Below are 24044 nucleotides of genomic sequence, written 5' to 3'. Positions count from 1 at the left end.
GCCCAGAAATATCTCGCTACCGGAAATAATATCATGCTGAAAACGCTATCGATTCGTACCGGCTTGCTCTCTTTACTGGCCGTTATGACCCTTCTGCTGCTGATTGTCAGCGGCATTGGCATTTATGCCCTCACACAGAGTTCTTCTTCACTGCAGCGCATTAATCACCTTCAGGGTGAGCAGATGGTGCAGCTTAATTCAGGCTATACGCTGATCCTGCGCGCGCGCAATGAGGCGGGCCAGGCCGTCCGCATGATGGAAATCGGCATGCTGGACGATGCGGCCAACGCGGTAAAAAACATCAATCAGGAAGTTGCCCTGGCTCAGAAAACGCTGAAAGGCGTGATCGACGGCGGCGTGGCTGACGAGCAGGGGCAACAGCTGCTCGATAAAGTGGCGGCCAGCCTGGCGACGTATAGCCAGCAGGGGATCAACCCGATGCTGAAAACCCTGAATGACCAGAGCGCGGACGAGTATTACGATCTGCTGGAGAAGACGCTGATTCCGGTGGCGAAGCAGTTTGATAACGATATGCAGGCGTTTCAGAAATGGAGCGAAGCGCGTGGTCAGGCGGAAGTGAGTGCCGTGCAGGCGAGTAAAACCCGCGTACTGATCCTGATTATCGTCGCAGCGCTGCTGACGGCGGGCATTATCGTACTCGCGTGGCTGGTGCTGCGCCATATGCTGCTCAAGCCGCTCTCTGCATCGATCGCTCAGCTGGAGAACGTGGCGGCGGGAGATTTAACCCATACGCTGAATGCGCCCGCGAGCCAGGAGTTTAACCGCCTCAACGCGGTGATAGAGCAGATGCGACAGTCGCTGATGAGCTCGGTTATGCGGGTACGCGATGCCAGCTCGCAAATTGACACCGGCAGCCGCGAGCTGAGCCTGGGAAACCGCGATCTTGCCGAGCGTACGGAATCTACCGCCACGTCGCTGGAGCAGACGGCGGCCAGCATGGAACAGATCACCGCGACGGTGAAGCTCAACGCCGATAACGCCGAGCAGGCGCACCAGCTGGCGAAGTCGGTGTCCGATACGGCCGATCACGGCAGCGAAATGGTCTGCTACGTGATTGAAAAAATGCGCGATATCTCGGGCAGCTCGGCGCGCATCGCCGACATCCTGAGCGTGATCGACGGTATTGCCTTCCAGACCAATATTCTGGCGCTTAACGCCTCCGTGGAAGCGGCGCGCGCGGGCGAGCAGGGGCGCGGGTTTGCCGTCGTCGCGGGCGAAGTGCGAAACCTTGCCAGCCGCAGCGCTGACGCGGCGAAAGAGATCCGATCGCTTATCAGCGATTCGCAGACCCACGTTAACGAGGGCAGCGAGCTGGCCCAGCAGGCCGGCGAAACGATGGACGAGATCGCAACAGAAGTGCTGCGCATGACCAAACTGATGCGTGAGATTGCGACCGCGTCCCAGGAGCAGAGCCGCGGCATTGAGCAGGTGAATATTGCGGTGAATCAGATGGATGAGACCGCGCAGCAGAATGCGGCGCTGGTGCAGCAATCCTCCGCCGCGACCCGCTCCCTTGAAGAGCAGTCGCGTCAGCTGATGGAAGCCATGTCATCATTCAAAGTGACGACTCAGGCCGCTGCATAATATTACCCAGCCCCGGTACGTTCTGTGCCGGGGTTTTATTTTTCCCGGAATTAACTGCCGCAATATTATCGTGAATTTCACCCATTAATATTTCCAGCGAACGGGTTAAGGCTAACGCTTTTTCCGTCGGTTCAAGATATAAACCTTTGCGGAAAAATAACGGTTCATCAAAGAGTTGATTAAAACGCTTTAAGGCCAGGCTCACCGCCGGACGTGACATCTCCAGACGCAAAGAGGCTTTTGCCATGCTGCCGCAGCGGACGATTTCAATAAATACAGGGATAAGATTTAAATCAATGCCGGTATTAGCACGGGAATAATTATTCATTGCGATTCTGCTCCACGAAATATCTGTCAAACTGTTATGGAAATAATGCAGGAGCAGTGGTGAATATTAAAGCATGTTTTTTATAAACACTTATACGGTAAAATATATAAATGACCAGGGGAGCCAGAACGGCTCCCCTGTAGAGAGGCGTTACGCGTCCGGATACTCACGGATAAAACGTTCAACGTCTTCAACCATGTGGTTGTTGCCGACGAAGAATGAGCGGCGCTGGTGAAGGCTTTCCGGCACGATATCCAGAATACGCTCTTTACCGTCGCTCGCCTTGCCGCCCGCCTGTTCGGCCAGGAACGCCATTGGGTTGCACTCGTACAGCAGGCGCAGCTTCCCGTCCGGGTGGCTGGCGGTGCTTGGGTAGAGGTAGATACCGCCTTTCAGCAGGTTACGGTGGAAATCCGCGACCAGAGAGCCAATATAGCGGGACGTGTACGGGCGCTGGGTCGCTTTATCTTCTTCCTGGCAGAATTTAATGTACTTCTTCACGCCGTTCGGGAAGCGAATGTAGTTGCCTTCGTTGATGGAGTAGGTGTTGCCCTTCTCCGGGAAGCGCATGCGTTCCTGGCTCAGGCAGAAAACGCCGAGTGAAGGATCGTACGTAAAGGCGTGAACCCCGCAGCCGGTGGTGTACACCAGCATGGTGGAGGAGCCATAAACGACGTAACCGGCAGCAACCTGGTTAATGCCCGGCTGCAGGAAATCTTCTTCGGTCACCGGCGTGCCAACTGGCGTGACGCGGCGGTAGATGGAGAAAATGGTACCGACAGAAACGTTAACGTCGATGTTTGAGGAACCGTCGAGCGGATCCATCAGAACAACGTATTTAGCGTGTTCACACCCTTCGAAAACAACAATTTCATCTTCTTCTTCGGAGGCGATACCCGCAACGATGTCGCGCGCGCGCAGTGCAGCTTTCAATTTTTCATTTGCGAACAGATCGAGCTTCTGTTGAACCTCGCCCTGAACGTTCTCGGCACCGCTGGCACCCAGGATATCGACCAGACCGGCCTTGTTGATATCGCGGTGGATGATCTTAGCGCCCAGCTTTATTGCCGACAGCAAAGCAGTGAGTTCACCGGTAGCATGAGAAAACTCGTGCTGCTTTTCGACAATAAATTCACCTAACGTTTTCATAACACTTTCCCTGCATCTTTGTGAGTAGAGCGATTGTATGTTCACTAAAACGACTAAAGCCCAACAATCTTAACAAACATTCAAATATTAGCGCAGAGGTGAATCGCGCCAGCAACATACGGATTTACCTGAAATGCGTTTCACAGCCGCTAACATGTGAGTAAAATGTGCGCCACATTGAAGAAGGATAGTGACGTATGCGCATTCATATATTGGGGATTTGTGGCACTTTCATGGGCGGACTGGCAATGCTGGCGCGCTCGCTGGGCCATGAAGTAACAGGTTCGGACGCCAATGTGTATCCGCCGATGAGCACGCTTCTGGAGAAGCAGGGCATCTCGCTGATTCAGGGCTACGAGGCCAGCCAGCTGGATCCTGAACCGGATCTGGTGATCATTGGCAACGCCATGACCCGTGGTAACCCATGCGTTGAAGCGGTGCTGGAACGCAATATTCCGTTTATGTCTGGCCCACAGTGGCTGCATGATTTTGTGCTGCGCGACCGCTGGGTGGTTGCCGTTGCCGGTACCCACGGCAAAACCACCACCGCCGGAATGGCGACCTGGATCCTCGAAGCCTGCGGCTATAAGCCTGGCTTTGTCATTGGCGGCGTTCCGGGCAACTTCGACGTTTCTGCCCGTCTGGGTGACAGCCCGTTCTTTGTGATCGAAGCCGACGAATACGACTGTGCATTCTTCGACAAGCGTTCCAAGTTTGTGCATTACTGCCCGCGCACGCTGATCCTCAACAACCTGGAGTTCGATCATGCGGATATCTTTGACGACCTGAAAGCGATCCAGAAACAGTTCCACCACCTGGTGCGCATTGTTCCGGGCCAGGGGCGCATCATCCTGCCGGAGAACGACATCAACCTGAAGCAGACGATGGCGATGGGCTGCTGGAGCGAGCAGGAGCAGGTGGGCGAGCAGGGCCACTGGCAGGCGAAGAAACTCAACGCCGATGCCTCCGAGTGGGAAGTGCTGCTCGACGGTGAAAAAGTGGGTGAGGTGAAGTGGGGCCTGGTGGGCGAGCACAACATGCACAACGGCCTGATGGCTATTGCTGCGGCGCGTCACGTGGGCGTTCTGCCTGCGGATGCAGCCAATGCGCTGGGCTCGTTCATTAACGCCCGTCGCCGTCTGGAACTGCGCGGCGAAGCGAATGGCGTGACGGTGTATGACGATTTCGCGCATCACCCAACCGCCATTCTGGCAACGCTTGCAGCGTTACGCGGCAAGGTTGGCGGAACAGCCCGCATCCTGGCGGTGCTGGAACCGCGCTCGAACACCATGAAGATGGGCATCTGCAAAGATGACCTCGCGCCGTCGTTAGGACGTGCCGATGAGGTCTTCCTGCTGCAGCCGCAGCATATTCCTTGGCAGGTGGCCGAAGTGGCCGATGCCTGCATTCAGCCCGCGCACTGGAGCGCGGATGTGGATGCGCTCGCGGATATGGTGGTGAAAGCCGCTCAGCCTGGCGACCACATTCTGGTGATGAGCAACGGCGGTTTTGGTGGGATCCATCAGAAGCTGCTGGACGGTCTGGCGAAGAAAGCGGACGTGGCCGCGGAGTAAAAAAAAGCCCGGTGGCGCTTGCGCTTACCGGGCCTACGTTCTTTCCTCCCTCGCCCTTCCGGGGAGAGGGGAACGGATTACTCATCGTTCTCAGACAGCTCGCGCAGATACTGGAAAATCAGGCGCGCGGACTTCGGCGGCTTATTCCCTTCTTTCTCTTTCTTCGCGTTGCGGATCAAGGAACGCAGCTGCTGGCGGTCGGCATCCGGCCACAGGTTCAGCACTTCCGGTACGGCATCATCACCCTGCTCAATCAGACGATCGCGGATCTGCTCCAGCTTGTGGAAAAACGCAACCTGCTGGTTGTGGCGGTTTTTCAGCTTGTCCAGCGCCTGGCGGATCGGATCGACGTCGCGCTGACGCAGCATTTTCCCGATAAGCTGAAGCTGGCGACGACGGCCTTCTTTCTTGATTTTCTGTGCCAGTTCAATGGCATCACGCAGATCCTGGTCGAGCGGGATCTTGTCCAGCGCGTTTTTACCCAGTTCTACCATTTCCGCGCCAAGCTGTTTTAACTCTTCGGCGTCACGTTTAATTTCACTTTTACTGACCCAGATGATCTCATCATCTTCGTCTTCGATGTCATCACCGGGAACGTCGTCGAGCCAGTCTTCGGGCTGCTTAGTCATGTCAGGCTCCTTAAAAAAAGAGGCTAATGTTACCAGTTAAGACGCGCACTGAAAAACGGTTCTCTGTTAGACTTCAGTTAACTCTCTCTTACAGTATGGCATTTGCGATGAAAGTAACCTCACAAGTTGAAGCGCAGCGTAAGATTCTTGAAGAAGCCGTCTCCACCGCGCTGATGCTTGCTTCAGAAAAATCAGATGGCGCCGAAGTGGCGGTCAGCAAAACCACCGGCATCAGCGTGAGTACCCGCTATGGTGAAGTGGAGAACGTAGAATTCAACAGCGATGGCGCGCTTGGGATCACGGTGTATCACCAGAATCGCAAAGGCAGCGCGTCATCCACCGATCTCAGCCCGGATGCCATTGCCCGTACGGTGCAGGCGGCGCTGGATATCGCCCGTTATACCTCTCCGGATCCTTACGCAGGCGTGGCGGATAAAGACCTGCTGGCGTTTGACGCGCCGGATCTCGATCTTTTCCACCCGGCGGAGGTTTCCCCGGACGAAGCCATTGAACTGGCCGCGCGCGCCGAACAGGCTTCCCTGCAGGCCGACAAGCGCATCACCAATACCGAAGGCGGCAGCTTCAACAGCCATTACGGGATCAAAGTCTTCGGCAACAGCCACGGCATGCTGCAGGGCTACTGTTCCACCCGTCATTCGCTCTCCAGCTGCGTGATTGCCGAAGAGAACGGCGACATGGAGCGTGACTACGCCTACACCATTGGGCGCGCGCTGGGGGACTTGCAGTCTCCTGAATGGGTGGGTAAAGAGTGTGCCGAACGCACGCTGTCTCGCCTGTCGCCGCGTAAGCTCTCCACCATGAAGGCCCCGGTCATTTTTGCCAACGAAGTGGCGACCGGCCTGTTTGGACATCTGGTGGGCGCTATCGCGGGGGGCTCCGTTTACCGTAAATCGACCTTCCTGCTCGACTCGCTGGGCAAGCAGATCCTGCCGGAATGGCTCACCATCGAAGAGCATCCGCACCTGCTGAAAGGGCTGGCCTCCACGCCGTTCGACAGCGAAGGCGTGCGCACCGAGCGTCGTGACATCGTTAAAGACGGCATTCTGACCCAGTGGCTGCTGACCAACTACTCCGCGCGCAAGCTGGGGCTGAAAAGCACCGGACACGCTGGCGGCATCCACAACTGGCGCATTGCCGGGCAGGGCCTCAACTTTGAGCAGATGCTGAAAGAGATGGGCACCGGTCTGGTGGTGACCGAGCTGATGGGCCAGGGCGTTAGCGGCATCACCGGAGACTACTCGCGCGGCGCGGCGGGCTTCTGGGTGGAAAACGGCGAAATTCAGTATCCGGTGAGCGAAATTACGATTGCCGGCAACCTGAAGGACATGTGGCGCAATATCGTTACGGTCGGTAACGATATTGAAACACGCAGCAATATACAGTGTGGTTCTGTACTTCTGCCGGAAATGAAAATCGCCGGTCAGTAATACCCGTAAAGGCGTTTTAATAATAAAAAAGGAAGTGAGCAATGCGTAAACATCTGTTAGCGATCGTCGCGGCTTCAACGCTGGTTCTTGGCTCTTCTGCGTTTGCTGCCGATCTTGAAGACGACATGGGCATCCTCGGTCAAAATCTGAAGGTGGTGCAGAAAACGGACAATGCGGCTGAAATGAAAGACGCGCTGACCAAAATGCGCGAAGCGGCGCTGGACGCACAAAAAGCGACGCCTCCGAAGCTGGAAAGCAAAGCGGCAGACAGCGCAGAGATGAAAGACTACCGCCACGGCTTTGACGTGCTGGTCGGCCAGATCGACGGCGCGCTGAAGCTGGCTAACGAAGGCAAAGTGAAGGAAGCCCAGGCGGCGGCCGAGCAGTTTGTGACGACCCGTAACACGTATCACAAGAAATACCGTTAACCGATCGCGCATCTGACAAACAACCAGCGGGGGCCAGTGGCCCCCGTTTTTTTTGCGCGGTAATAAGTAAACCCTATCGCCATCACATTTTTGCGTCACCACGCCTGAACGTTTCGTTTCCCCGGCGCGCGTTTTGCCGCTGGAATACGTGATATTCATCACGCAAATACCGTGATTAATTCAGATTCACCGCATTTATGTGGCACAGATCACTGCTGCGGCTCGCCTTTCCACTTCGAAGTGGAAAACAACTCGCTACAAACAATTCCCCCCCAACGTTAGTTTTATTCCAGAGCCATTAACGGGGTAAGACCAGTGATTAACGGAGCGGTAATGAACGACGTTGGGGAACAGGCGGAGCAAACAGAACAGCTCGCGAACACCATGCTGCAGCAGGTTTATGCCCTGCTGGCCCGGAACAACATCATCCCCAATGCGGTACAGGAGCAGATGCTCACCTCCCACGTGCGCGCAATGGCGCACCGGTCCGTGACCGGCGAGCCGCTGCCGGAGGTTGAAGCAGAGCTGTTTGACGAAATTTCACCGGATTCAATGCGGCTCGCCCGTGAAGTGGTCGCGCAGTTTGGCAATCTTCCTGATGAAGAAGCCTGGCTGCTCTCCGTTCACTTTGAAGTCGCGAAAGACAACCTTTAAGGAGCAACACATGGAACAGATTACAGTCGTGATTGGCGATCGCCTGGGTAAAGGTCAGAAAGTGGCTGCCGGTGTGGAAAAAGCAGGTGGACGCGCGGTGGTTGTGCCGGGCATGGCTGCTGACATGAAGCTCGGCGACGTGATGAAAGCGGAAAACGCCACCTTCGGCATCTCTTTCTGCGGCAGCGGCGGCGCGGGCGCTATCACCGCCCAGACCAAATATGGCTACAAAGCGAAATACGGCATGCGTTCCGTGGAAGAGGGCGTGACCGCCATCAACGAAGGCTGCAACGTGCTGGGCTTCGGCTTTATGGATAAAGAAGAGCTGGGCGAGCGTCTGGTGCAGGCGTGGCAGAAGAAATACGGCGCATAAGCATGAAAGAACATTTCACAACCACGGTGAGAGTGAAGGGAAAAGGCGACGCCAAAGCGCGCGCCTTTGCCGACGCGCTCAACCACGTTCAGGCCGCGGTGATGAAAGCCTCACCGCATATCTTACTGCGTATTGAGCCACAGGATGTGCAGGTCGTTCAGGCGCAAGAAGCGGTGCGAAAAGAAGCGTTTCTGTTCTTCTTTCTGCGCCGGGAAAGACGCACCTACAGCGTGGAGCTGGATGTGACCGTCAACGTGACCGCTATCAATCTTGACCAGGTGGATTTCGTCACGCAACGCTGATTATTCATAAAAGGGCAGACTGATGTTCTTAATTATATTAATAAAATCGCTCATCATTGGCGGCCTGGTTGGCGTCGGTGTCGGAGCCGGGGCTGCACGCATGTTTCATGCGCCTACCACTCAGGGTATGGGCGCGTTTCGTACGTTGGGGGAACTGAACTCCTGTGAAGGGGATCCGGCGTCCCACTTCTCCTTTGGGTTAGGTTTCTTCTTTAACGCCTGGGCCTCTTCCGTGGCCGCAGGTGCCTTCACACAGGACGTTGACCACCGCATCATCCCGAACTGGGGTGCTGCTGCACTGATGATCAAAAACCGTAACGTCGGCGAAACGCTGCACGACCCGCGCAAAATGGCGATTGCCTGCGGGGTGATTGGCATGCTCGTCGTCACCTTCCTGAACCTGACCGCCTCCTCCGTTCCGGCAGCGCTTCAGGTCACCGCGGTGAAGGTGCTGGTACCGGCAGCAAACCTGCTGGTCAACACCGTGATGCCGGTAATCTTCTGGCTGGCGGCCATCGACGCGGGTAAAAAATCGGGCTTCTGGGCCACCATCTTTGGCGGTGCGGCGCAGCTGATCATGGGGAACGCCGTACCGGGCCTGGTGCTGGGGATCCTGATCGGTAAAGGCGTCGAAGAGAGCGGCTGGAACCACGTCACCAAAGTGATGATGGCGGCGATCGTCCTGCTCTTCGTGCTGAGCGGCTTCTTCCGCGGCTTCGACATGAAGATGATCGAATCCTTCCATCTGACCGTGCCGAACTGGCTCGACATGATCCACAACTCGCTCAGCGGTAAATAACAGGAGCCTCTAAATGGAACAGAATAAAGGTTTTTGGTATGCCGACTGGTCGTTCCCGATCTTCGTTGGCCTGCTCTCATCCGGCGTTTTCGCCGGGACGCACATGTACTACCTCTACGGCATCGGCGCGTTTAACGAAGTGGCCTTCGTGGCGATGCTGAAAGCGGGGATCGATACCGGCGTTTACGGCGCGGTGGCGGCGTTCGGCGCAAGCTTCCTGTTCGCCCGTATTATCGAAGGGTCGCTGGTGGGTATTCTCGACATCGGCGGCGCGATCCAGACCGGCGTGGGCCTCGGCGTTCCGGCGCTGCTGCTGGGCGCGGGCATCATGTTCCCGGTGACCAACTTTATTGCCGCGCTGATTACCGGCCTGGTGATTGGCCTGGCGATTGGCTACGTCATCATCCTGGCGCGTAAGTTCACTATCAACCAGAGCAACTCCACCTACGGTGCAGACGTGATGATGGGCGCGGGTAACGCCTCCGGCCGCTTCCTCGGGCCGTTGATTATCCTCAGCGCCATGACCGCCTCCATTCCTATCGGCGTCGGTTCCCTGCTGGGTGCGCTGGTGTTCTACATCTGGCAGAAGCCGATCACCGGTGGCGCCATTCTCGGGGCAATGCTGTTGGGCTGGCTGTTCCCGGTCGCCCTTTAATACCCGCGGGCGCTCAGGCGCCCGCCTTATCAGGAGATCCTCATGTTTGATTTACTCCTGCGCCGTGCGCGCCTTGCCGACGATACCCTGACCGATATCGCCATTCAGGACGGGAAGATCGCGGCGCTGGGCGACATTGACGCCCCCGCGCATAAAACGGTTGAGCTGAACGGCGACGTGTTCGTCAGCGCAGGCTGGATTGACTCCCACGTTCACTGCTACCCGAACTCCCCGATTTACCACGACGAGCCGGACAGCGTGGGCATTGCCACCGGCGTTACCTCCGTGGTGGACGCGGGCAGTACCGGTGCCGACGACGTGGACGATTTCTATGAAATCACCCGCAGGGCCTCCACCGAGGTGTTTGCCCTGCTGAACATCTCCCGCGTGGGGCTGATTGCCCAGAACGAGCTGGCCAACATGGCGAATATCGACGCCGACGCGGTGAAGCAGGCGGTAAAGCGCCACCCTGATTTTATCGTCGGCCTGAAGGCGCGCATGAGCAGCAGCGTGGTCGGTGAAAACGGCATTACGCCGCTGGAGTGCGCCAAAGCCATTCAGAAAGAGAACGGCGACCTGCCGCTGATGGTGCACATCGGCAACAACCCGCCGAACCTCGACGAAATTGCCGAGCTGCTGAGCTCCGGCGACATCATCACCCACTGCTATAACGGCAAACCCAACCGCATTCTGACGCCCTCCGGTGAGCTGCGCGCCTCCATCACCTCCGCCCTGAAGCGCGGCGTGCGTCTGGACGTCGGCCACGGTACGGCGAGCTTCAGCTTTGAGGTGGCGAAACGCGCCATCGCGATGGGCATTCTGCCGCACACCATCAGCTCGGATATCTACTGCCGCAACCGAATTAACGGCCCGGTGGGCTCGCTGGCAAGCGTGATGTCGAAATTCCTCGCCATCGGCATGTCTTTGCCGCAGGTGATTGACTGCGTGACCGCCAACGCCGCCGACGGCCTGCGCCTTGCGCGCAAGGGCCGCATCCAGCCGGGTCTCGACGCGGATTTAACGCTGTTCACGATTAAACGCCAGCCGACGGTGCTGACGGATGCAGAAAACGACAGCCTGCAGGCTGAACACATTCTGGTGCCGCTTGCCGCGATCCGCGCGGGCAAGGGCTACATGACCGAACAAGGGAGCACGGAACATGCCTTCGATTTATGAGAAGTACAACTTAAAGCAGGTGATCAACACCTCTGGCCGCATGACGGCGCTCGGCGTCTCCACGCCGCGCCCGGAAGTGGTGCAGGCGGCGATGGACGGCATGAATCACTATTTCGAGATGAAGGATCTGGTCAACAAAACCGGGGAATATATCGCGAAGCTGCTGGATGTTGAAAGCGCGACGGTGGTCTCCTGCGCGTCGGCGGGCATTGCCCAGTCCGTGGCGGCGGTGCTGGTCAAAGACAGCGACTGGCTGCTGGAAAACCTGCACGTGACCCCGATTGAAAACAACGAGATCGTCCTGCCGAAAGGCCACAACGTGAATTTTGGCGCGCCGGTGGGCACCATGGTGGCTCTGGGCGGCGGCAAGCTGGTGGAAGCGGGCTACGCCAACGAATGCTCCGCCGATCAGCTGGCGGCGGCGATCGGCCCGCGCACCGCGGCGATCCTCTACATCAAATCTCACCACTGCGTGCAGAAAAGCATGCTCAGCGTCGAGCAGGCGGCGGTGGTGGCGCGCAAGCACGATCTCCCGCTGATCGTTGATGCGGCGGCGGAAGAAGATTTGCACGCGTATTACCGGTCCGGTGCCGATCTGGTGATCTACAGCGGCGCGAAGGCGATTGAAGGGCCAACCAGCGGGCTGGTGATCGGCAAAACCCAGTACGTTGAGTGGGTGAAGCGCCAGACGGCGGGCATTGGCCGCGCGATGAAGGTGGGTAAAGAGGGGATACTCGGCCTGACCTGCGCCATCGAACACTACCTGACGGCGACCAAAGAGAGCGGGGCCGAGATGGTGGCGAAGATGACGCCGTTTATCGAGGCGCTCAACACCCTGAACGGCGTGACCGCGCGCGTGGTCTGGGACAGCGCCGGACGCGATATTGCCCGCACCGAGATTAAGTTCGACGAAGCCGCAACGGGCGTCGGCACGGGCGATCTGGTGGCGAAGCTCAAGCAGGGCGAATACGCCATTTACTTCCGTGGCTACAAGGCCAACGAAGGGATTATCGAGGCGGACGTGCGCAGCGTGAATGCTGACCAGCTGAACATCGTGTACCGCCGCATTAGCGAAGTATTAGGACAGGAGAAAAAAGCATGAAACTGACCCCCAACTTTTACCGTGACCGCGTCTGCCTGAACGTGCTGGCAGGATCGAAAGCCAACGCCAGCGCCATTTACGAGGCGGCGGAAGGTCACGTGCTGGTGGGCGTGCTCTCCAAAAATTACCCGGACGTGGCGAGCGCCGTTGCCGATATGCGTGAATATGCCGCGCTGATTGATAACGCGCTCTCCGTCGGCCTGGGTGCGGGCGACCCGAACCAGTCAGCGATGGTGAGTGAAATCTCCCGCCAGGTGCAGCCGCAGCACGTCAACCAGGTCTTCACCGGCGTGGCCACCAGCCGCGCGCTGCTGGGGCAGAATGAGTCGGTGGTCAACGGTCTGGTCTCTCCGACCGGCACCGTGGGGATGGTCAAAATCTCCACCGGACCGCTGAGCAGCGCAGCGCCGGACGGCATTGTTCCGGTTGAAACCGCGATTGCCCTGCTGAAGGATTTTGGCGGCAGCTCCATCAAATACTTCCCGATGGGCGGCCTGAAGTGCCGTGACGAGTACAACGCGGTGGCGGAAGCCTGCGCCCGTCACGACTTCTGGCTCGAGCCGACCGGAGGTATCGATCTGGAAAACTATGAGGAGATCCTGCAGATCGCCCTCGACGCGGGCGTGAGTAAAATCATCCCGCATATCTACAGCTCGATTATTGACAAAGCCAGCGGCGATACGCGCCCGGAAGATGTGCGTACGCTGTTGGCGATGACGAAGAAGCTGGTGAAGTAGAACAAAACCTTACCGCACACACCTGAAGGAGCCACCATGCACACCCGTACCCTGCTTGTTGCTTCACTCTCAATGTTCGCCACCGCCGCTATCGCCCAGCCGCAATATGCCTGGGTGGGCACCTACAACCCCAACGGCGAAGGGCTGTACCGCTTCACCGTTGACCCGCAAAGCGGCGCGCTGGCGAATAAAACGCTGGTGAGCAAACTGCCGAATGCGGCGCAGTTGACTCTTTCACAAGACGGCAAAACGCTGTATCTGGCAAGCGAGGTGGAGCAGGGCGTGGTGCAGGCGCTGCGTGTCGGCGATAACGGTGAGCTGAGCGAGCTGAATCAGGTGGCCTCCGGCGGCGCGGGGCCGGTTTACCTGTCGCTGACGCCGAACGGCCAGCATCTGCTGGTGGCGAATTACGTCAGCGGCTCTATCGCAGTATTGCCCGTTAAAGCAGACGGCAGCCTGGGTGAGGCTACGGACACTCATCAGGATCAAGGCGAACCGGGCGCGGCGAAGCCGGAAGCTGCCGTCGAGGGCAGTTTCGCGATCAGCGATCATAACGTCCCGCATGCGCACATGATCGCCGCCGATCCGAGCGGGAAATACGTATTTTCCACCGATCTGGGGCTGGATCGCATCTATCAGTACCGTTTTGACGGTCGGACAGGGAAGCTGACGCCGAACGATCCGCCGTTTATCAGCGCCTCCTCAAAAGGCGCCGGGCCGCGCCACTTTGTCTTTACGCCGAAGGGCGATGCCCTGTGGCTGATTAACGAAGAGGCGTCTACGCTCACCCATTATACCGTGAGCGCCAACGGTACCCTGAAAGAGGGCAAAACGCTTTCAGCCCTGCCGGAAGGTTACAAAGGCACCAGCTTTGCTGCCGGGCTCGCATTAAGTGCCGACGGTAAACAGCTGTATGTGGCTAACCGTTTGCATAACAGCATTGGGCACTTTACCGTAACAGCGGAGGGCACGCTGACGCATCAGGACGACGTCTGGACGCGCGGCGACTACCCGCGCACCCTGACGCTCGATAAGCAGGGACGCTGGCTGTACGTCATGAACCAGCGCAGCGACAACATCACCCGTTTCCGCGTGGCGCAGGACGGAAAATTGAGCTTCGAGCCGGACTATACCCCGGTCGGCAGCCCATCCCAGATGGTCATTTCACCTTAAGCTGTAGAGGACAACGACGTGCGATTTCCGAACCAACGTTTAGCGCAACTTTTCGATCTGTTGCAAAACGAGACGCTGCCGCAGGACGAGCTGGCGCAGCGGCTGTCGGTCTCCACGCGAACCGTCCGTGCAGATATCACCGCCCTGAACGCGCTGCTGGCAAGCCACGGCGCGCAGTTTATATTGAGCCGGGGCAACGGCTACCAGCTCAAAATTGATGATGCCCAGCGCTACCAGCAGCTGCAGGCATCCCACCCGCGCGCGCTGCGTATTCCCCGGACCGGGCCGGAGCGCGTGCACTATCTGGTGGTGCGTTTTCTGACCTCGGCATTTTCTCTTAAGCTCGAGGATCTGGCGGACGAGTGGTTCGTCAGCCGCGCCACGCTGCAAAGCGACATGGCCGAAGTCCGCGAGTGGTTCCATCGCTATAACCTGACGCTGGAAACGCGTCCGCGCCACGGCATGAAGCTGTTTGGCAGCGAGATGTCGACCCGCGCCTGCCTGACCGATCTGCTCTGGGAGCTGGCGCAGCAGGACAGCCTGAACCCGCTGGTGACCGACGTGGCGCTGAACGCAGGCGTGGCGGAGCAGATGGTGCCCGTGCTGCACGAGGCGCTGACGCGTCACCACATTCGCCTGACCGACGAAGGCGAGCTGTTCCTGCGCCTGTACTGCGCGGTGTCGGTGCGGCGCATCAGCGAGGGCTATCCGCTGCCGGAATTCCACGCAGAAGACGTGGAAGAGAACGTGCGCGAGGCGGCGAAGGATATCGCCGTCACTATTCAGCACCTGGCGGGCAAAGCGCTTTCACCTTCAGAGGAGAGCTGGCTGTGCGTGCACATTGCGGCGCGGCAGATCCAGGAGATCGCGCCCAGCGCGATTAATGCCGATGACGACGAAGCGCTGGTCAACTACATCCTGCGCTACATCAACACCCACTATAACTACAACCTGCTTAGCGACGTGCAGCTGCACGCGGACCTGCTCACGCACATCAAAACCATGATCACCCGCGTGCGGTATCAAATCATGATCCCCAATCCGCTGCTGGATAACATCAAGCAGCACTACCCGATGGCGTGGGATATGACCCTTGCGGCGGTGTCGAGCTGGGGAAAATACACGCCGTATGCGATCAGCGAAAACGAGATCGGCTTCCTGGTGCTGCATATCGGCGTCGGGCTGGAGCGCCATTACAACATCGGCTACCAGCGCCAGCCGCGGGTGCTGCTGGTATGCGACGCCGGGAATGCCATGGTCCGCATGATCGAGGCGGTGCTCCAGCGCAAGTACCCGCAGATTGAGGTGGTCCGCACGCTCACCCTGCGCGAGTACGAGCTGGCGGAAACGATTGGCGAAGACTTTGTGATCGCCACCGCCCGCGTCAGCGAAAAGTCCAAACCGGTGGTGACGATCGCCCCATTCCCGACCGACTATCAGTTAGAGCAGATCGGCAAGCTGGTGCTGGTGGACCGCACCCGCCCGTGGATGCTGGATAAATACTTCGACGCGGCCCATTTCCGCATTCTCGACAAGCCCGTTGACCAGCAGACGCTGTTCCGCGAGCTGTGTGAACAGCTTGAGGCCGAAGGCTTTGTTGGCGCGGAGTTCCTGGATTCGGTTGTTGAGCGTGAAGCCATCGTCAGCACCATGCTCGGCGACGGTATTGCGCTCCCGCACTCCCTCGGCCTTTTAGCGCAGAAAACCGTGGTCTATACCGTGCTCGCCCCGCACGGCGTTCAGTGGGGAGACGAAACCGCGCACGTCATCTTCCTGCTCGCCATCAGCAAAAGCGAGTACGAAGAGGCGATGGCGATTTACGATATCTTCGTCACTTTCCTGCGTGAACGGGCGATGTCGCGGCTCTGTAGCTGCGATGACTTTGCCGGGTTTAAGGCGGTGGCAATGGAGAGTTTGAGTCGGTTTTGAGAGGCGTTATCCAGAATTCGATGTAATGCGAATGTAATGCTAAAATGCATTACACATTCGATTTTACCGGAGGCATAATGGCCACGCTGAACGTCCGTCTGGATGACAAACTCAAAAACGAGGCTTATGCCGTGCTGGAAAAACTCAATATCACCCCAACGGAAGCCGTACGATTACTGTTTCAGTACGTCGCGGAGACGGGACGTATGCCGGTGAAAACGGTCACGATTAGCGACAGTGAAGATGAACTGATACAGACGGTCCGGGAGCGACTGGCGAATCCGCAAAAGGGAATCAAGGTTAGTCTGGATGACTTATGAACTGGCATTTGACCCGAGGGCGTTAAAGGAGTGGAGCAAGCTGGGGCAGACTGTAAAAGACCAGTTTAAGAAGAAACTTGCGGACGTGCTGGTGAGCCCCAGGGTCGAATCGGCCCGCCTGCATGGTCTGCCGGATTGCTACAAAATAAAACTCAGATCGCAGGGTTATCGTTTGGTCTATCAGGTTCAGGACAAAGTTGTAACGGTATTTGTTATCGCTATCGGTAAGCGAGAGAAATCAGCCGTTTATCATGATGCAAACAAACGGCTTTAGCGGTCATCGTAAATGGTGCACAACCTGGTTGCTGCTGCCGCGCCAGATCAGCGCCGGGTCTTTTAAATCCGGCACGAATTTGCCGTCGACCAGGACGTTGATCAGATCCACCACTTCCATTTGCTTCGCGTTCAGCTCATCCAGCCTGTATCCCGTCCAGACCCAGATATCTTTTCCCGTACACTCTGCCCGAATGCGCTTCACCAGCTTCAGGATCTCCGGTACGTTTTGCGGGTGCAGTGGGTCGCCGCCGGAAAGGGAGATCCCCTGACGGTGAATGCGCGTGTCGTTGAGGTCGTTGACGATCCGGTCTTCCATTTCGGCGGTGAACGGCATGCCGGAATTTAAGCGCCAGGTGCTTTTGTTATAGCAGCCGGGGCATTCGTGGACGCAGCCTGAGACGAACAGGGTACAGCGGGTGCCGGGGCCGTTGACGATGTCGACGGGGTAGTACTGGTGATAATTCATAGCGTTAACCTGATGCCCTCACCCCGGCCCTCTCCCACGGGGAGAGGGAGAAAACCGGAGTCAGGCTTAGCAATGTGCTCGATCGGTTCCCTCTCCCTTGAGGGAGAGGGGTAGGGTGAGGGGGAGAACCCTGCGCAGAACTTACCCGATCTGCCCATTCCCCAAATGCTTCACGCGACGCTTCACCTCTTCCTGCTTGCCGGCGTTAAACGGACGCGCGTCCGGGCTGCCGAGATAGCCGCACACGCGACGGGTCACGGAGACGCGGGCCGCATCGTGGTTGCCGCATTTCGGGCAGGTAAAGCCTTTGCTCGTACACTCAAACTCACCGGTAAAGCCGCACTCGTAGCACTCGTCGATTGGCGTGTTGGTCCCGTAATACGGCACGTGCTGATAGCTGTAATCCCACACGTCTTCCAGCGCCTTCAGGTTGTGCTGAATGTTCGGGTACTCGCCGTAGCAGATGAAGCCGCCGCTGGCGATCGGTGGATACGCTGCTTCAAAGTCGATCTTGTCGTACGGGTTCACCTTTTTCTCCACGTCGAGGTGGAAGCTGTTGGTGTAATACCCTTTGTCGGTTACGCCTTCCACAATCCCGAACTCGGCGGTGTCCAGACGGCAGAAGCGGTCGCACAGGTTCTCGCTCGGCGTGCTGTAGAGGCTAAAGCCGTAGCCGGTCTCCTCTTTCCACTGGTCAACCGCGTCGCGCAGGCGCTGAACAATCGCGATGCCTTTTTCGCGCAGGGCCTCGCTGTCGTACATATGCGTATCGCCAGCCAATGCGTTAATGGTTTCGTGAATACCGATATAGCCCAGCGAAATGGACGCGCGACCGTTTTTGAAGATCTCAGACACGTCATCGTCCGCCTTCAGGCGCACGCCGCAGGCCCCTTCCATATAGAGGATTGGCGCCACGCGGGCTTTGACTCCTTCAAGGCGTGCAATGCGGGTCATCAGCGCCTTACGCGCCAGCTGCAGGCGCTCGTCCAGCAGCGTCCAGAATTCCGCTTCATTGCCTTTCGCCTCCAGCGCGATGCGCGGCAGGTTCAGGCTGATGACGCCCAGGTTGTTGCGCCCGTCGTGGATCTGCTCGCCGTTTTCATCTTCGTACACGCCGAGGAAGCTGCGGCAGCCCATTGGCGTTTTAAACGAACCGGTGACTTTGACGACCTGATCGTAGTTCAGGATGTCCGGGTACATGCGCTTGCTCGCGCACTCCAGCGCCAGCTGTTTGATGTCGTAGTTCGGATCGCCAAACTTGTGGTTCAGGCCGTCGCGGATAGCGAATACCAGTTTCGGGAACACCGCCGTTTTGCGGTTCTTGCCGAGGCCGGAAATGCGGTTGCGCAGGATGGACTGCTGGATCAGGCGTGATTCCCAACTGGTGCCCAGACCAAACCCGAAGGTCACAAACGGCGTCTGGCCGTTGGCGGTGTGCAGCGTGTTCACCTCATACTCCAGCGACTGGAAGGCGTCGTAGCACTCTTTCTCGGTGCGGGAGTGTGCGTAGCCGTCGGCGTCCGGGATCTGCCACTCTTCGGCCGTTTTACGATGCTTGTTGAAGCTTGCCGTCACGAACGGGGCCAGCACTTCATCAATGCGATTAATCGTGGTGCCGCCATAAATATGGCTGGCGACCTGGGCGATAATCTGCGCGGTGACGGCGGTGGCCGTAGAGATCGACTTAGGCGGTTCAATCTCGGCGTTACCCATTTTAAAACCGTGGGTCAGCATGCCCTTCAGGTCGATCAGCATGCAGTTGAACATCGGGAAGAACGGCGAATAGTCGAGATCGTGGTAGTGAATTTCACCGCGCTCGTGCGCCGAGACCACGTCGCGCGGCAGCAGATGCTGACGGGCATAGTGTTTGGCGACGATACCGGCCAGCAGGTCGCGCTGGGTCGGGATCACTTTACTGTCTTTGTTAGCGTTTTCATTGAGCAGGGCGGAGTTGGTCTGCTCCACCAGGCCACGGATCTCCTGGTTCAGACGACCGCGCTTCTCACGCTGCACGTCACGATCGTGACGGTACTCAATGTAGGCGCGCGCCAGCTGCTTGTAAGGCCCCGCCATCAGCTGGTTCTCAACCGCGGTCTGGATCTCACTGATATCGACCTGGCTGCGTTCGTTCATCTGGCTGCTAACGACTTCTGCGACGGTGGCGCAGTAATCTGCGTCATCGACTCCCGCTGCTTTAGCTGCACGCAGAATGGCTTCCTGGATGCGCTCTGATTTAAACGGCACTTTACAGCCATCACGTTTCATCACATGCGGTGTCATGATCACTCCATTTTTTGAAAACAGGTTATCCACAGAGGTGGAGAAGTAATAACCGGGCATATTCCCCGCCGGGCCAAAGACTTCCCGCGTTCCCAGCTTGTGTTATCCACAATTCCGGCCAGCGTAAGCGCCGTCTTGTTGTTGGAATAGTAGACGATAAATACAAGATGTTGGGTCGGCGTGCATTTTAAGTGCTACATATAGTGATTTGCATCAAACATGTTTGCGATTTATTTGATGCAGAACAAAGTAAAAAGACGAGAGTACAAACGACGGGCGCTTCAGCGATTGTAAAGGCGCGAGAGAAAAATCTGATTATTTACTCAACAAAAACAGTAAAGTAAGCCGGGTGCTGAGCCGCACCCGGCAGAGAGAGTTACTGCTGCAACCACCAGACCGCTTCAAACGGACGGAGCAACGTAATTTGCGGTGCCGGATAGTTACTCATTAGCACCTGCGACTTAGCGCTGAGGGCGTCTGCCTGCCATTCCTGAGGCGTATTACTCAGGTTCGCCGCCACCATCAGCGTCTGCCCCTGCCACTGACGACGGTAGCACCAAAGAGAAGGATGTTCCGGCAGGAGATCCTCATAATCCCCCCACGTCAGCACCGGCAGAGTTTTGCGCAGGCTAATCAGCGACTGGTAGGTATAGAACACCGAATCCGGGTCGTCCAGCGCCGCGCGGGCGTTCACCGTCTCGTAGTTATCGCAGACGCCAATCCACGGCTCGCCCTCGGTAAAGCCCGCATTGTGCGACGCGTCCCACTGCATTGGGGTGCGGCCATTATCGCGGGACTTACTCGCCAGAATCGTCAGCAATTCATCCGGTTCGCGGCCGTTGGCGCGCAGTTCGGCGAACATGTTCAGGCTCTCCACGTCGCGGTAATCGGTGATGCGGCTGAAGTGCGGGTTGGTCATCCCCAGCTCTTCGCCCTGATAGATATACGGCGTGCCCTGCATGCCGTGCAGCACCATGCCGAGCATCTTTGCGGCCTGAACGCGGTATTCTCCTTCGTCACCGAAGCGCGACACGATGCGCGGCTGGTCGTGGTTACACCAGAACAGCGCGTTCCAGGCTTTGTTGTGCATCCCCTGCTGCCAGTGGCGGAAGAGGGTTTTTAGCGCCACGAAGTCCGGCTTCGCCTTCGTCCACTTTACGCCGCCGGGGTAGTCCACCTTCAGGTGGTGGAAGTTAAAGGTCATCGACAGCTCGCTTCCGTCGAGCGACGCGTACTGCTGGCAGTTCTCCAGCGAGGTCGAGGACATCTCGCCCACCGTCATCAGGTTGCGCGGGGTAAAGACGTCGCGGCTCATCTCCTGCAGATATTCGTGAACGCGCGGCCCGTCTGTGTAATAGCGGCGACCGTCTCCGGTGTTGTCGTCCGGGAAATCCTGAACTTTCGAAATCAGGTTAATCACGTCGAGACGCAAGCCGTCCACGCCGCGATCGGCCCAGAACTCGCACACTTTTTTCAGCTCGGCGCGCACTTCAGGGTTTTCCCAGTTGAGGTCAGCCTGCTCCGGGGCGAACAGGTGCAGGTAATACTGCTCGCTCTCGGCGTGCCAGCGCCAGGCGTTACCGCCGAACTTGGAGCGCCAGTTGTTGGGAAGCTGCTCCGGCGTACCGTCGCGCCAGATGTAGAACTGGCGGTACGGGCTCTCTTTGTTCAGCGACTCGCGGAACCAGGCGTGCTGCGTGGAGGTGTGGTTAAACACCATGTCCAGCACGATGCGGATGCCGCGCTCGTGGGCCCTAGAAACCAGCTCGTCGAAATCATCCAGCGTGCCGTACGCCGGGTCGATGGCGGTGTAATTCGCCACGTCGTAGCCGTTATCCACCTGCGGTGAGATATAAAACGGCGTCAGCCAGATGGCGTCGATGCCGAGGGTTTTCAGGTAGTCCAGACGCTGCGTCACGCCGCGCAGATCGCCGGTGCCGCTGCCGGTGGTATCCTGGAAACTCTTTGGGTAAATCTGATAGATGACGCCGTTTTGCCACCAGTGAGGAAGGGTATTCATAATGCGTTCCTGCAAATGCGAAGGGGCGCAACTGCGCCCCGAAAGAAGAAGTTAAACAATCTGCAGCGAGCCCTGACGGAACTTACGCTGGTAAACCACGGTGGTGAGCGCCATTGGGACGATGATTGCGATGGCCATCGCCAGGGCAAACACCTGCCAGTAAGCCGGCTGGATGGAGAGAATGCCCGGCAGGCCGCCGACGCCAATCCCGTTCGCCATCACGCCGTTCAGACCACACACCAGGCCCGCCAGACCGGAACCGATCATCGCGCAGAGCATCGGGAAACGGTATTTCAGGTTGATACCGTACATCGCCGGTTCGGTGACGCCGAGGTAGGCAGAGATGGCCGCCGGAACGGAGATCTCACGCTCGTTGTGCTTGCGGCTAACGATGATGATGCCGGTCACCGCCGACGCCTGCGCAATGTTAGACAGGGCGATAATCGGCCAGACCGGCGTGCCGCCAAGGCTCTGGATCATCTGCATATCAATGGCCAGCGTGGTCTGATGCACGCCGGTGATCACCAGCGGGGCGTACAGGAAGCCAAACAGCGCGGCACCGATTGGGGCGAAGCTGCCGGTCATCAGGTGACGCACCGCGAAGGCTACGCCGTCGCCAATCATGCGGCCAAACGGACCGATAAAGGCATGCGCCAGGAAGACAGCCAGAATCAGCGAGCAGACCGGCACCACCACCAGATAGAGGTAATCCGGCACGATGCGCTTCAGTCGCGTTTCAATAACGCCCAGCGCCAGCCCCGCCAGCAGGGCCGGAATGACCTGCGCCTGATAGCCCACTTTGGCGATGGTAAACAGGCCGAAGTTCCACACCTCAGGCACTTGCTGACCAAGTAAGTAAGCGTTCATTAACTGTGGAGAGACCAGCGTGACGCCCAGCACGATACCGAGGATCGGCGTGCCGCCCATCTTGCGCACCGCGGACCAGCAAATCCCGACCGGCAGATAGAAGAAGATCGCCTCGCCAATCAGCCACAGGAAATCGTAAACGGTTTTCAGCGCCGGATACATCTGCGCCAGGGTTTTGCCGTCGCTCATCGGCACATCGCCGATGACGTTACGGAAGCCTAAGATTAAGCCCCCGCTGATCAGCGCGGGCAGCAATGGGAAGAAAATTTCCGCGAAGTGGGAAATCAGCTGCTCGTGCCACTTCATATTCTGGCGCGCGGCCTTCTTCGCCTGCTCTTTATCGGCGGAGGAGTGCCCGGTTGTCGCCAGCAGAGCCTGATAGTAATCGCCCACTTCGGTACCAATAACGACCTGGAACTGCCCGGCGTTGGTGAAGCAGCCTTTGACCATGGAAAGTTCTTCAATGGCCTTCGGGTTAGCTTTGGCCGGATCGTTCAGCACGAAGCGCAGGCGGGTAATGCAATGGCTGACGGTAGCGATGTTTTCGCGTCCGCCGACCAGGACGATCAGCCGATCGATATCTGCTTGTTTGACTTTACTCATCATGAAACCTCATGACAGATGGTGAGGGGTGTAATGACCTGAGCGCAAGCCTACTCCTTCAGCGTGACGGCGAAAATGGGAACGTTCCCGAAATCAGGCGAAGATCACAATAATCTGTTTTAGAGGGGTTACGAAAGGTGAGCGGGAATGACGATCTGACGGGGCTCTGAACGCCCGTTTATCTGCTCGATCAGCTGCGCGGCGGCCTGTCTGCCGGACTCGGCGTAGCCCGGATCGACGGTGATGATCTCCGGGTGCAGGAACTTCATCAGCGGCGTGCTGCCGACGCTCGCCACCTGCAGGTTATCGATGCGCTGCTCCTGAAGATATTTGCTGGCACCCAGCGCCAGGGTATCCGTGGCGCACACCAGCGCCGTGGTCTGCGGCGTCAGTACGCTGGCGACCTGCTCGTAGCCCTGCTTCATGCCCAGCCCCGGCAGGGAGGCCACGGCGGAGAGATTGTGCTGTTTGCAAAAGGCCAGATAGGCCTCATGACGACGCTTGCCGGTGGTGACGTCCGCATGCGGCACGCCCAGATAGCTGATGTGGCGATGGCCTTGCTCGTACAGACGCTGCATCAGGGTCACGATTGCCCCTTCATCGTCGTAGCAGACGGAGGCAAACCCGTGTGCATCGCGTGCCAGCAGAACCAGCGAAGGCTGCCAGGGTTTCAGCATCTCGTCCTTAATGCCGGTAAAACCGAACAGCACCACGCCATCAATGTTGCGCCGCTGGAGCATACCCAGATGCTCTTCAACCAGCTGCACAGAGAACTGGCTCTCCATCATGATCGGATCATACCCCTGCTCGTAGAAGGCGGGCAGCATGGTCTGCACGGCGAGGTTTTCAGACAGAGAGTCCAGACGCGAGACAATGATGGCGACGACTTTGTCACTCTGCCCGCGCATGGCGCGCGCGGAGCGGGAAGGGGAAAAACCGTGCTGATTCATGACCGCCTCAACGCGCTCGCGGGTGCGTTCGCTGACGCCGCTTTCGTTGTTCAGCACGCGTGAGACGGTCGATTTCCCCACGCCGCTTAAACGCGCGATGTCTTTAATCGTAAGGCGGTTCTGCATGCTGTATTCCCTGTAACAACGACGATGTAGTGAATTGAGCCTAATGCTATAGCGCGATTTCGCTATGGGCAAAGT

Annotated in this window: 24 protein-coding genes; 16 read left to right on the top strand and 8 right to left on the bottom strand. The window is 58.0% G+C overall.

Annotation, left to right across the window (positions count from 1 at the left end; all coding sequences use genetic code 11):
• The first annotated feature begins 33 nt into the window (after positions 1–33).
• A complete protein-coding gene (locus tag NUX24_RS08920) occupies positions 34–1605 on the top strand; it encodes a methyl-accepting chemotaxis protein (protein ID WP_257831050.1) in 1572 nt (523 codons plus the stop codon).
• On the opposite strand, the gene NUX24_RS08915 is transcribed toward NUX24_RS08920, so the two are convergent.
• Together NUX24_RS08915 and fbp are read right to left on the bottom strand one after the other, a co-directional pair.
• Entirely contained in the window at positions 1577–1933 is a 357-nt protein-coding gene (locus tag NUX24_RS08915) for a LysR family transcriptional regulator (protein WP_257831048.1), read from the bottom strand. The two genes, NUX24_RS08920 and NUX24_RS08915, sit on opposite strands and share 29 nt — an antisense overlap.
• 150 nt (positions 1934–2083) lie before the next feature.
• Positions 2084–3082 (bottom strand): class 1 fructose-bisphosphatase, encoded by a 999-nt coding sequence (fbp, locus tag NUX24_RS08910; RefSeq protein ID WP_023310178.1) that lies wholly within the window; start codon positions 3080–3082, stop codon positions 2084–2086.
• Between the two features lie 197 nt (positions 3083–3279).
• Between fbp and mpl the strand changes: the two genes are divergently transcribed.
• A complete protein-coding gene (gene mpl, locus NUX24_RS08905) occupies positions 3280–4656 on the top strand; it encodes a UDP-N-acetylmuramate:L-alanyl-gamma-D-glutamyl-meso-diaminopimelate ligase (protein ID WP_257831045.1) in 1377 nt (458 codons plus the stop codon).
• Between the two features lie 77 nt (positions 4657–4733).
• Here the strand turns inward: mpl and yjgA are convergent, their stop codons facing one another.
• Positions 4734–5285 (bottom strand): ribosome biogenesis factor YjgA, encoded by a 552-nt coding sequence (gene yjgA / locus NUX24_RS08900; RefSeq protein ID WP_042713463.1) that lies wholly within the window; start codon positions 5283–5285, stop codon positions 4734–4736.
• A gap of 95 nt (positions 5286–5380) precedes the next feature.
• Between yjgA and pmbA the strand changes: the two genes are divergently transcribed.
• From pmbA to NUX24_RS08830, 14 genes are all read left to right on the top strand, one after another.
• A complete protein-coding gene (gene pmbA, locus NUX24_RS08895) occupies positions 5381–6733 on the top strand; it encodes a metalloprotease PmbA (protein ID WP_047652092.1) in 1353 nt (450 codons plus the stop codon).
• A 41-nt stretch (positions 6734–6774) separates the two neighbouring features.
• Entirely contained in the window at positions 6775–7161 is a 387-nt protein-coding gene (cybC, locus tag NUX24_RS08890; RefSeq protein ID WP_008501412.1) for a cytochrome b562, read from the top strand.
• A gap of 315 nt (positions 7162–7476) precedes the next feature.
• Positions 7477–7815: a glycine dehydrogenase gene (locus NUX24_RS08885; protein WP_025911967.1), complete on the top strand. Its 339-nt coding sequence runs from the start codon at positions 7477–7479 to the stop codon at positions 7813–7815.
• Positions 7816–7825: 10 nt separating this feature from the next.
• Complete coding sequence (locus tag NUX24_RS08880) at positions 7826–8188, top strand: SFCGS family glycine-rich protein (protein WP_023293430.1); 363 nt, start codon at positions 7826–7828, stop codon at positions 8186–8188.
• Between the two features lie 2 nt (positions 8189–8190).
• Positions 8191–8490: a DUF4312 family protein gene (locus NUX24_RS08875; protein WP_108367487.1), complete on the top strand. Its 300-nt coding sequence runs from the start codon at positions 8191–8193 to the stop codon at positions 8488–8490.
• Positions 8491–8512: 22 nt separating this feature from the next.
• Positions 8513–9289, top strand: coding sequence for a DUF4311 domain-containing protein (locus NUX24_RS08870; protein WP_023310182.1), 777 nt, complete (start codon positions 8513–8515; stop codon positions 9287–9289).
• A 13-nt stretch (positions 9290–9302) separates the two neighbouring features.
• On the top strand, positions 9303–9944 hold the full coding sequence (locus tag NUX24_RS08865; protein WP_023310183.1) for a DUF4310 family protein: 642 nt from the start codon (positions 9303–9305) through the stop codon (positions 9942–9944).
• Positions 9945–9986: 42 nt separating this feature from the next.
• Positions 9987–11120 (top strand): amidohydrolase/deacetylase family metallohydrolase, encoded by a 1134-nt coding sequence (locus tag NUX24_RS08860; RefSeq protein ID WP_257831036.1) that lies wholly within the window; start codon positions 9987–9989, stop codon positions 11118–11120.
• Complete coding sequence (locus NUX24_RS08855) at positions 11104–12222, top strand: DgaE family pyridoxal phosphate-dependent ammonia lyase (RefSeq protein WP_257831034.1); 1119 nt, start codon at positions 11104–11106, stop codon at positions 12220–12222. Before NUX24_RS08860 ends, NUX24_RS08855 begins: the two co-directional genes overlap by 17 nt.
• Positions 12219–12959, top strand: coding sequence for a KDGP aldolase family protein (locus NUX24_RS08850; RefSeq protein WP_047652095.1), 741 nt, complete (start codon positions 12219–12221; stop codon positions 12957–12959). Before NUX24_RS08855 ends, NUX24_RS08850 begins: the two co-directional genes overlap by 4 nt.
• A gap of 36 nt (positions 12960–12995) precedes the next feature.
• Positions 12996–14132 carry a lactonase family protein gene (locus tag NUX24_RS08845; protein ID WP_257831032.1) on the top strand — a complete coding sequence of 379 codons (1137 nt, stop codon included), beginning with the start codon at positions 12996–12998 and terminating at the stop codon, positions 14130–14132.
• An 18-nt stretch (positions 14133–14150) separates the two neighbouring features.
• Positions 14151–16061: a transcription antiterminator gene (locus tag NUX24_RS08840; RefSeq protein ID WP_257831030.1), complete on the top strand. Its 1911-nt coding sequence runs from the start codon at positions 14151–14153 to the stop codon at positions 16059–16061.
• A 77-nt stretch (positions 16062–16138) separates the two neighbouring features.
• Positions 16139–16381, top strand: a complete 243-nt coding sequence (locus NUX24_RS08835; RefSeq protein ID WP_023331889.1) for a type II toxin-antitoxin system RelB/DinJ family antitoxin — start codon at positions 16139–16141, stop codon at positions 16379–16381.
• Positions 16371–16655 (top strand): type II toxin-antitoxin system RelE/ParE family toxin, encoded by a 285-nt coding sequence (locus tag NUX24_RS08830; RefSeq protein WP_257831028.1) that lies wholly within the window; start codon positions 16371–16373, stop codon positions 16653–16655. The genes NUX24_RS08835 and NUX24_RS08830 overlap by 11 nt, the downstream gene beginning before the upstream one ends.
• A 3-nt stretch (positions 16656–16658) precedes the next feature.
• Here NUX24_RS08830 and nrdG read toward each other — a convergent pair whose 3' ends face one another.
• The 5 genes from nrdG to treR all read right to left on the bottom strand — a co-directional run bounded on the left by nrdG (position 16659) and on the right by treR (position 23969).
• Entirely contained in the window at positions 16659–17123 is a 465-nt protein-coding gene (nrdG, locus tag NUX24_RS08825; RefSeq protein WP_257831026.1) for an anaerobic ribonucleoside-triphosphate reductase-activating protein, read from the bottom strand.
• A gap of 141 nt (positions 17124–17264) precedes the next feature.
• Complete coding sequence (gene nrdD, locus NUX24_RS08820) at positions 17265–19403, bottom strand: anaerobic ribonucleoside-triphosphate reductase (protein WP_032662478.1); 2139 nt, start codon at positions 19401–19403, stop codon at positions 17265–17267.
• A 376-nt stretch (positions 19404–19779) separates the two neighbouring features.
• Positions 19780–21423, bottom strand: coding sequence for an alpha,alpha-phosphotrehalase (treC, locus tag NUX24_RS08815; RefSeq protein WP_257831022.1), 1644 nt, complete (start codon positions 21421–21423; stop codon positions 19780–19782).
• Positions 21424–21474: 51 nt separating this feature from the next.
• Entirely contained in the window at positions 21475–22893 is a 1419-nt protein-coding gene (gene treB / locus NUX24_RS08810; protein WP_047652131.1) for a PTS trehalose transporter subunit IIBC, read from the bottom strand.
• A 128-nt stretch (positions 22894–23021) separates the two neighbouring features.
• On the bottom strand, positions 23022–23969 hold the full coding sequence (gene treR / locus NUX24_RS08805) for a trehalose operon repressor TreR (RefSeq protein WP_126328941.1): 948 nt from the start codon (positions 23967–23969) through the stop codon (positions 23022–23024).
• Between the last annotated feature and the right edge of the window lie 75 nt (positions 23970–24044).

The sequence above is a fragment of the Enterobacter sp. HG048 genome (assembly GCF_024702055.1).
Classification (GTDB): Bacteria; Pseudomonadota; Gammaproteobacteria; order Enterobacterales; family Enterobacteriaceae; genus Enterobacter; species Enterobacter dykesii.
This window is presented reverse-complemented; position numbering and strand designations above follow the sequence as displayed.

Coding starts and splice junctions, on each gene's coding strand:
- NUX24_RS08880 (WP_023293430.1), top strand. CDS start 7,826: ATGGAACAGATTACAGTCGTGATTGGCGATCGCCTGGGTAAAGGTCAG.
- treC (WP_257831022.1), bottom strand. CDS start 21,423: ATGAATACCCTTCCTCACTGGTGGCAAAACGGCGTCATCTATCAGATT.
- mpl (WP_257831045.1), top strand. CDS start 3,280: ATGCGCATTCATATATTGGGGATTTGTGGCACTTTCATGGGCGGACTG.
- NUX24_RS08915 (WP_257831048.1), bottom strand. CDS start 1,933: ATGAATAATTATTCCCGTGCTAATACCGGCATTGATTTAAATCTTATC.
- NUX24_RS08875 (WP_108367487.1), top strand. CDS start 8,191: ATGAAAGAACATTTCACAACCACGGTGAGAGTGAAGGGAAAAGGCGAC.
- NUX24_RS08830 (WP_257831028.1), top strand. CDS start 16,371: ATGACTTATGAACTGGCATTTGACCCGAGGGCGTTAAAGGAGTGGAGC.
- NUX24_RS08845 (WP_257831032.1), top strand. CDS start 12,996: ATGCACACCCGTACCCTGCTTGTTGCTTCACTCTCAATGTTCGCCACC.
- NUX24_RS08920 (WP_257831050.1), top strand. CDS start 34: ATGCTGAAAACGCTATCGATTCGTACCGGCTTGCTCTCTTTACTGGCC.
- NUX24_RS08860 (WP_257831036.1), top strand. CDS start 9,987: ATGTTTGATTTACTCCTGCGCCGTGCGCGCCTTGCCGACGATACCCTG.
- fbp (WP_023310178.1), bottom strand. CDS start 3,082: ATGAAAACGTTAGGTGAATTTATTGTCGAAAAGCAGCACGAGTTTTCT.
- NUX24_RS08870 (WP_023310182.1), top strand. CDS start 8,513: ATGTTCTTAATTATATTAATAAAATCGCTCATCATTGGCGGCCTGGTT.
- NUX24_RS08865 (WP_023310183.1), top strand. CDS start 9,303: ATGGAACAGAATAAAGGTTTTTGGTATGCCGACTGGTCGTTCCCGATC.
- NUX24_RS08855 (WP_257831034.1), top strand. CDS start 11,104: ATGCCTTCGATTTATGAGAAGTACAACTTAAAGCAGGTGATCAACACC.
- nrdG (WP_257831026.1), bottom strand. CDS start 17,123: ATGAATTATCACCAGTACTACCCCGTCGACATCGTCAACGGCCCCGGC.
- nrdD (WP_032662478.1), bottom strand. CDS start 19,403: ATGACACCGCATGTGATGAAACGTGATGGCTGTAAAGTGCCGTTTAAA.
- yjgA (WP_042713463.1), bottom strand. CDS start 5,285: ATGACTAAGCAGCCCGAAGACTGGCTCGACGACGTTCCCGGTGATGAC.
- pmbA (WP_047652092.1), top strand. CDS start 5,381: ATGGCATTTGCGATGAAAGTAACCTCACAAGTTGAAGCGCAGCGTAAG.
- treB (WP_047652131.1), bottom strand. CDS start 22,893: ATGAGTAAAGTCAAACAAGCAGATATCGATCGGCTGATCGTCCTGGTC.
- treR (WP_126328941.1), bottom strand. CDS start 23,969: ATGCAGAACCGCCTTACGATTAAAGACATCGCGCGTTTAAGCGGCGTG.
- cybC (WP_008501412.1), top strand. CDS start 6,775: ATGCGTAAACATCTGTTAGCGATCGTCGCGGCTTCAACGCTGGTTCTT.
- NUX24_RS08835 (WP_023331889.1), top strand. CDS start 16,139: ATGGCCACGCTGAACGTCCGTCTGGATGACAAACTCAAAAACGAGGCT.
- NUX24_RS08850 (WP_047652095.1), top strand. CDS start 12,219: ATGAAACTGACCCCCAACTTTTACCGTGACCGCGTCTGCCTGAACGTG.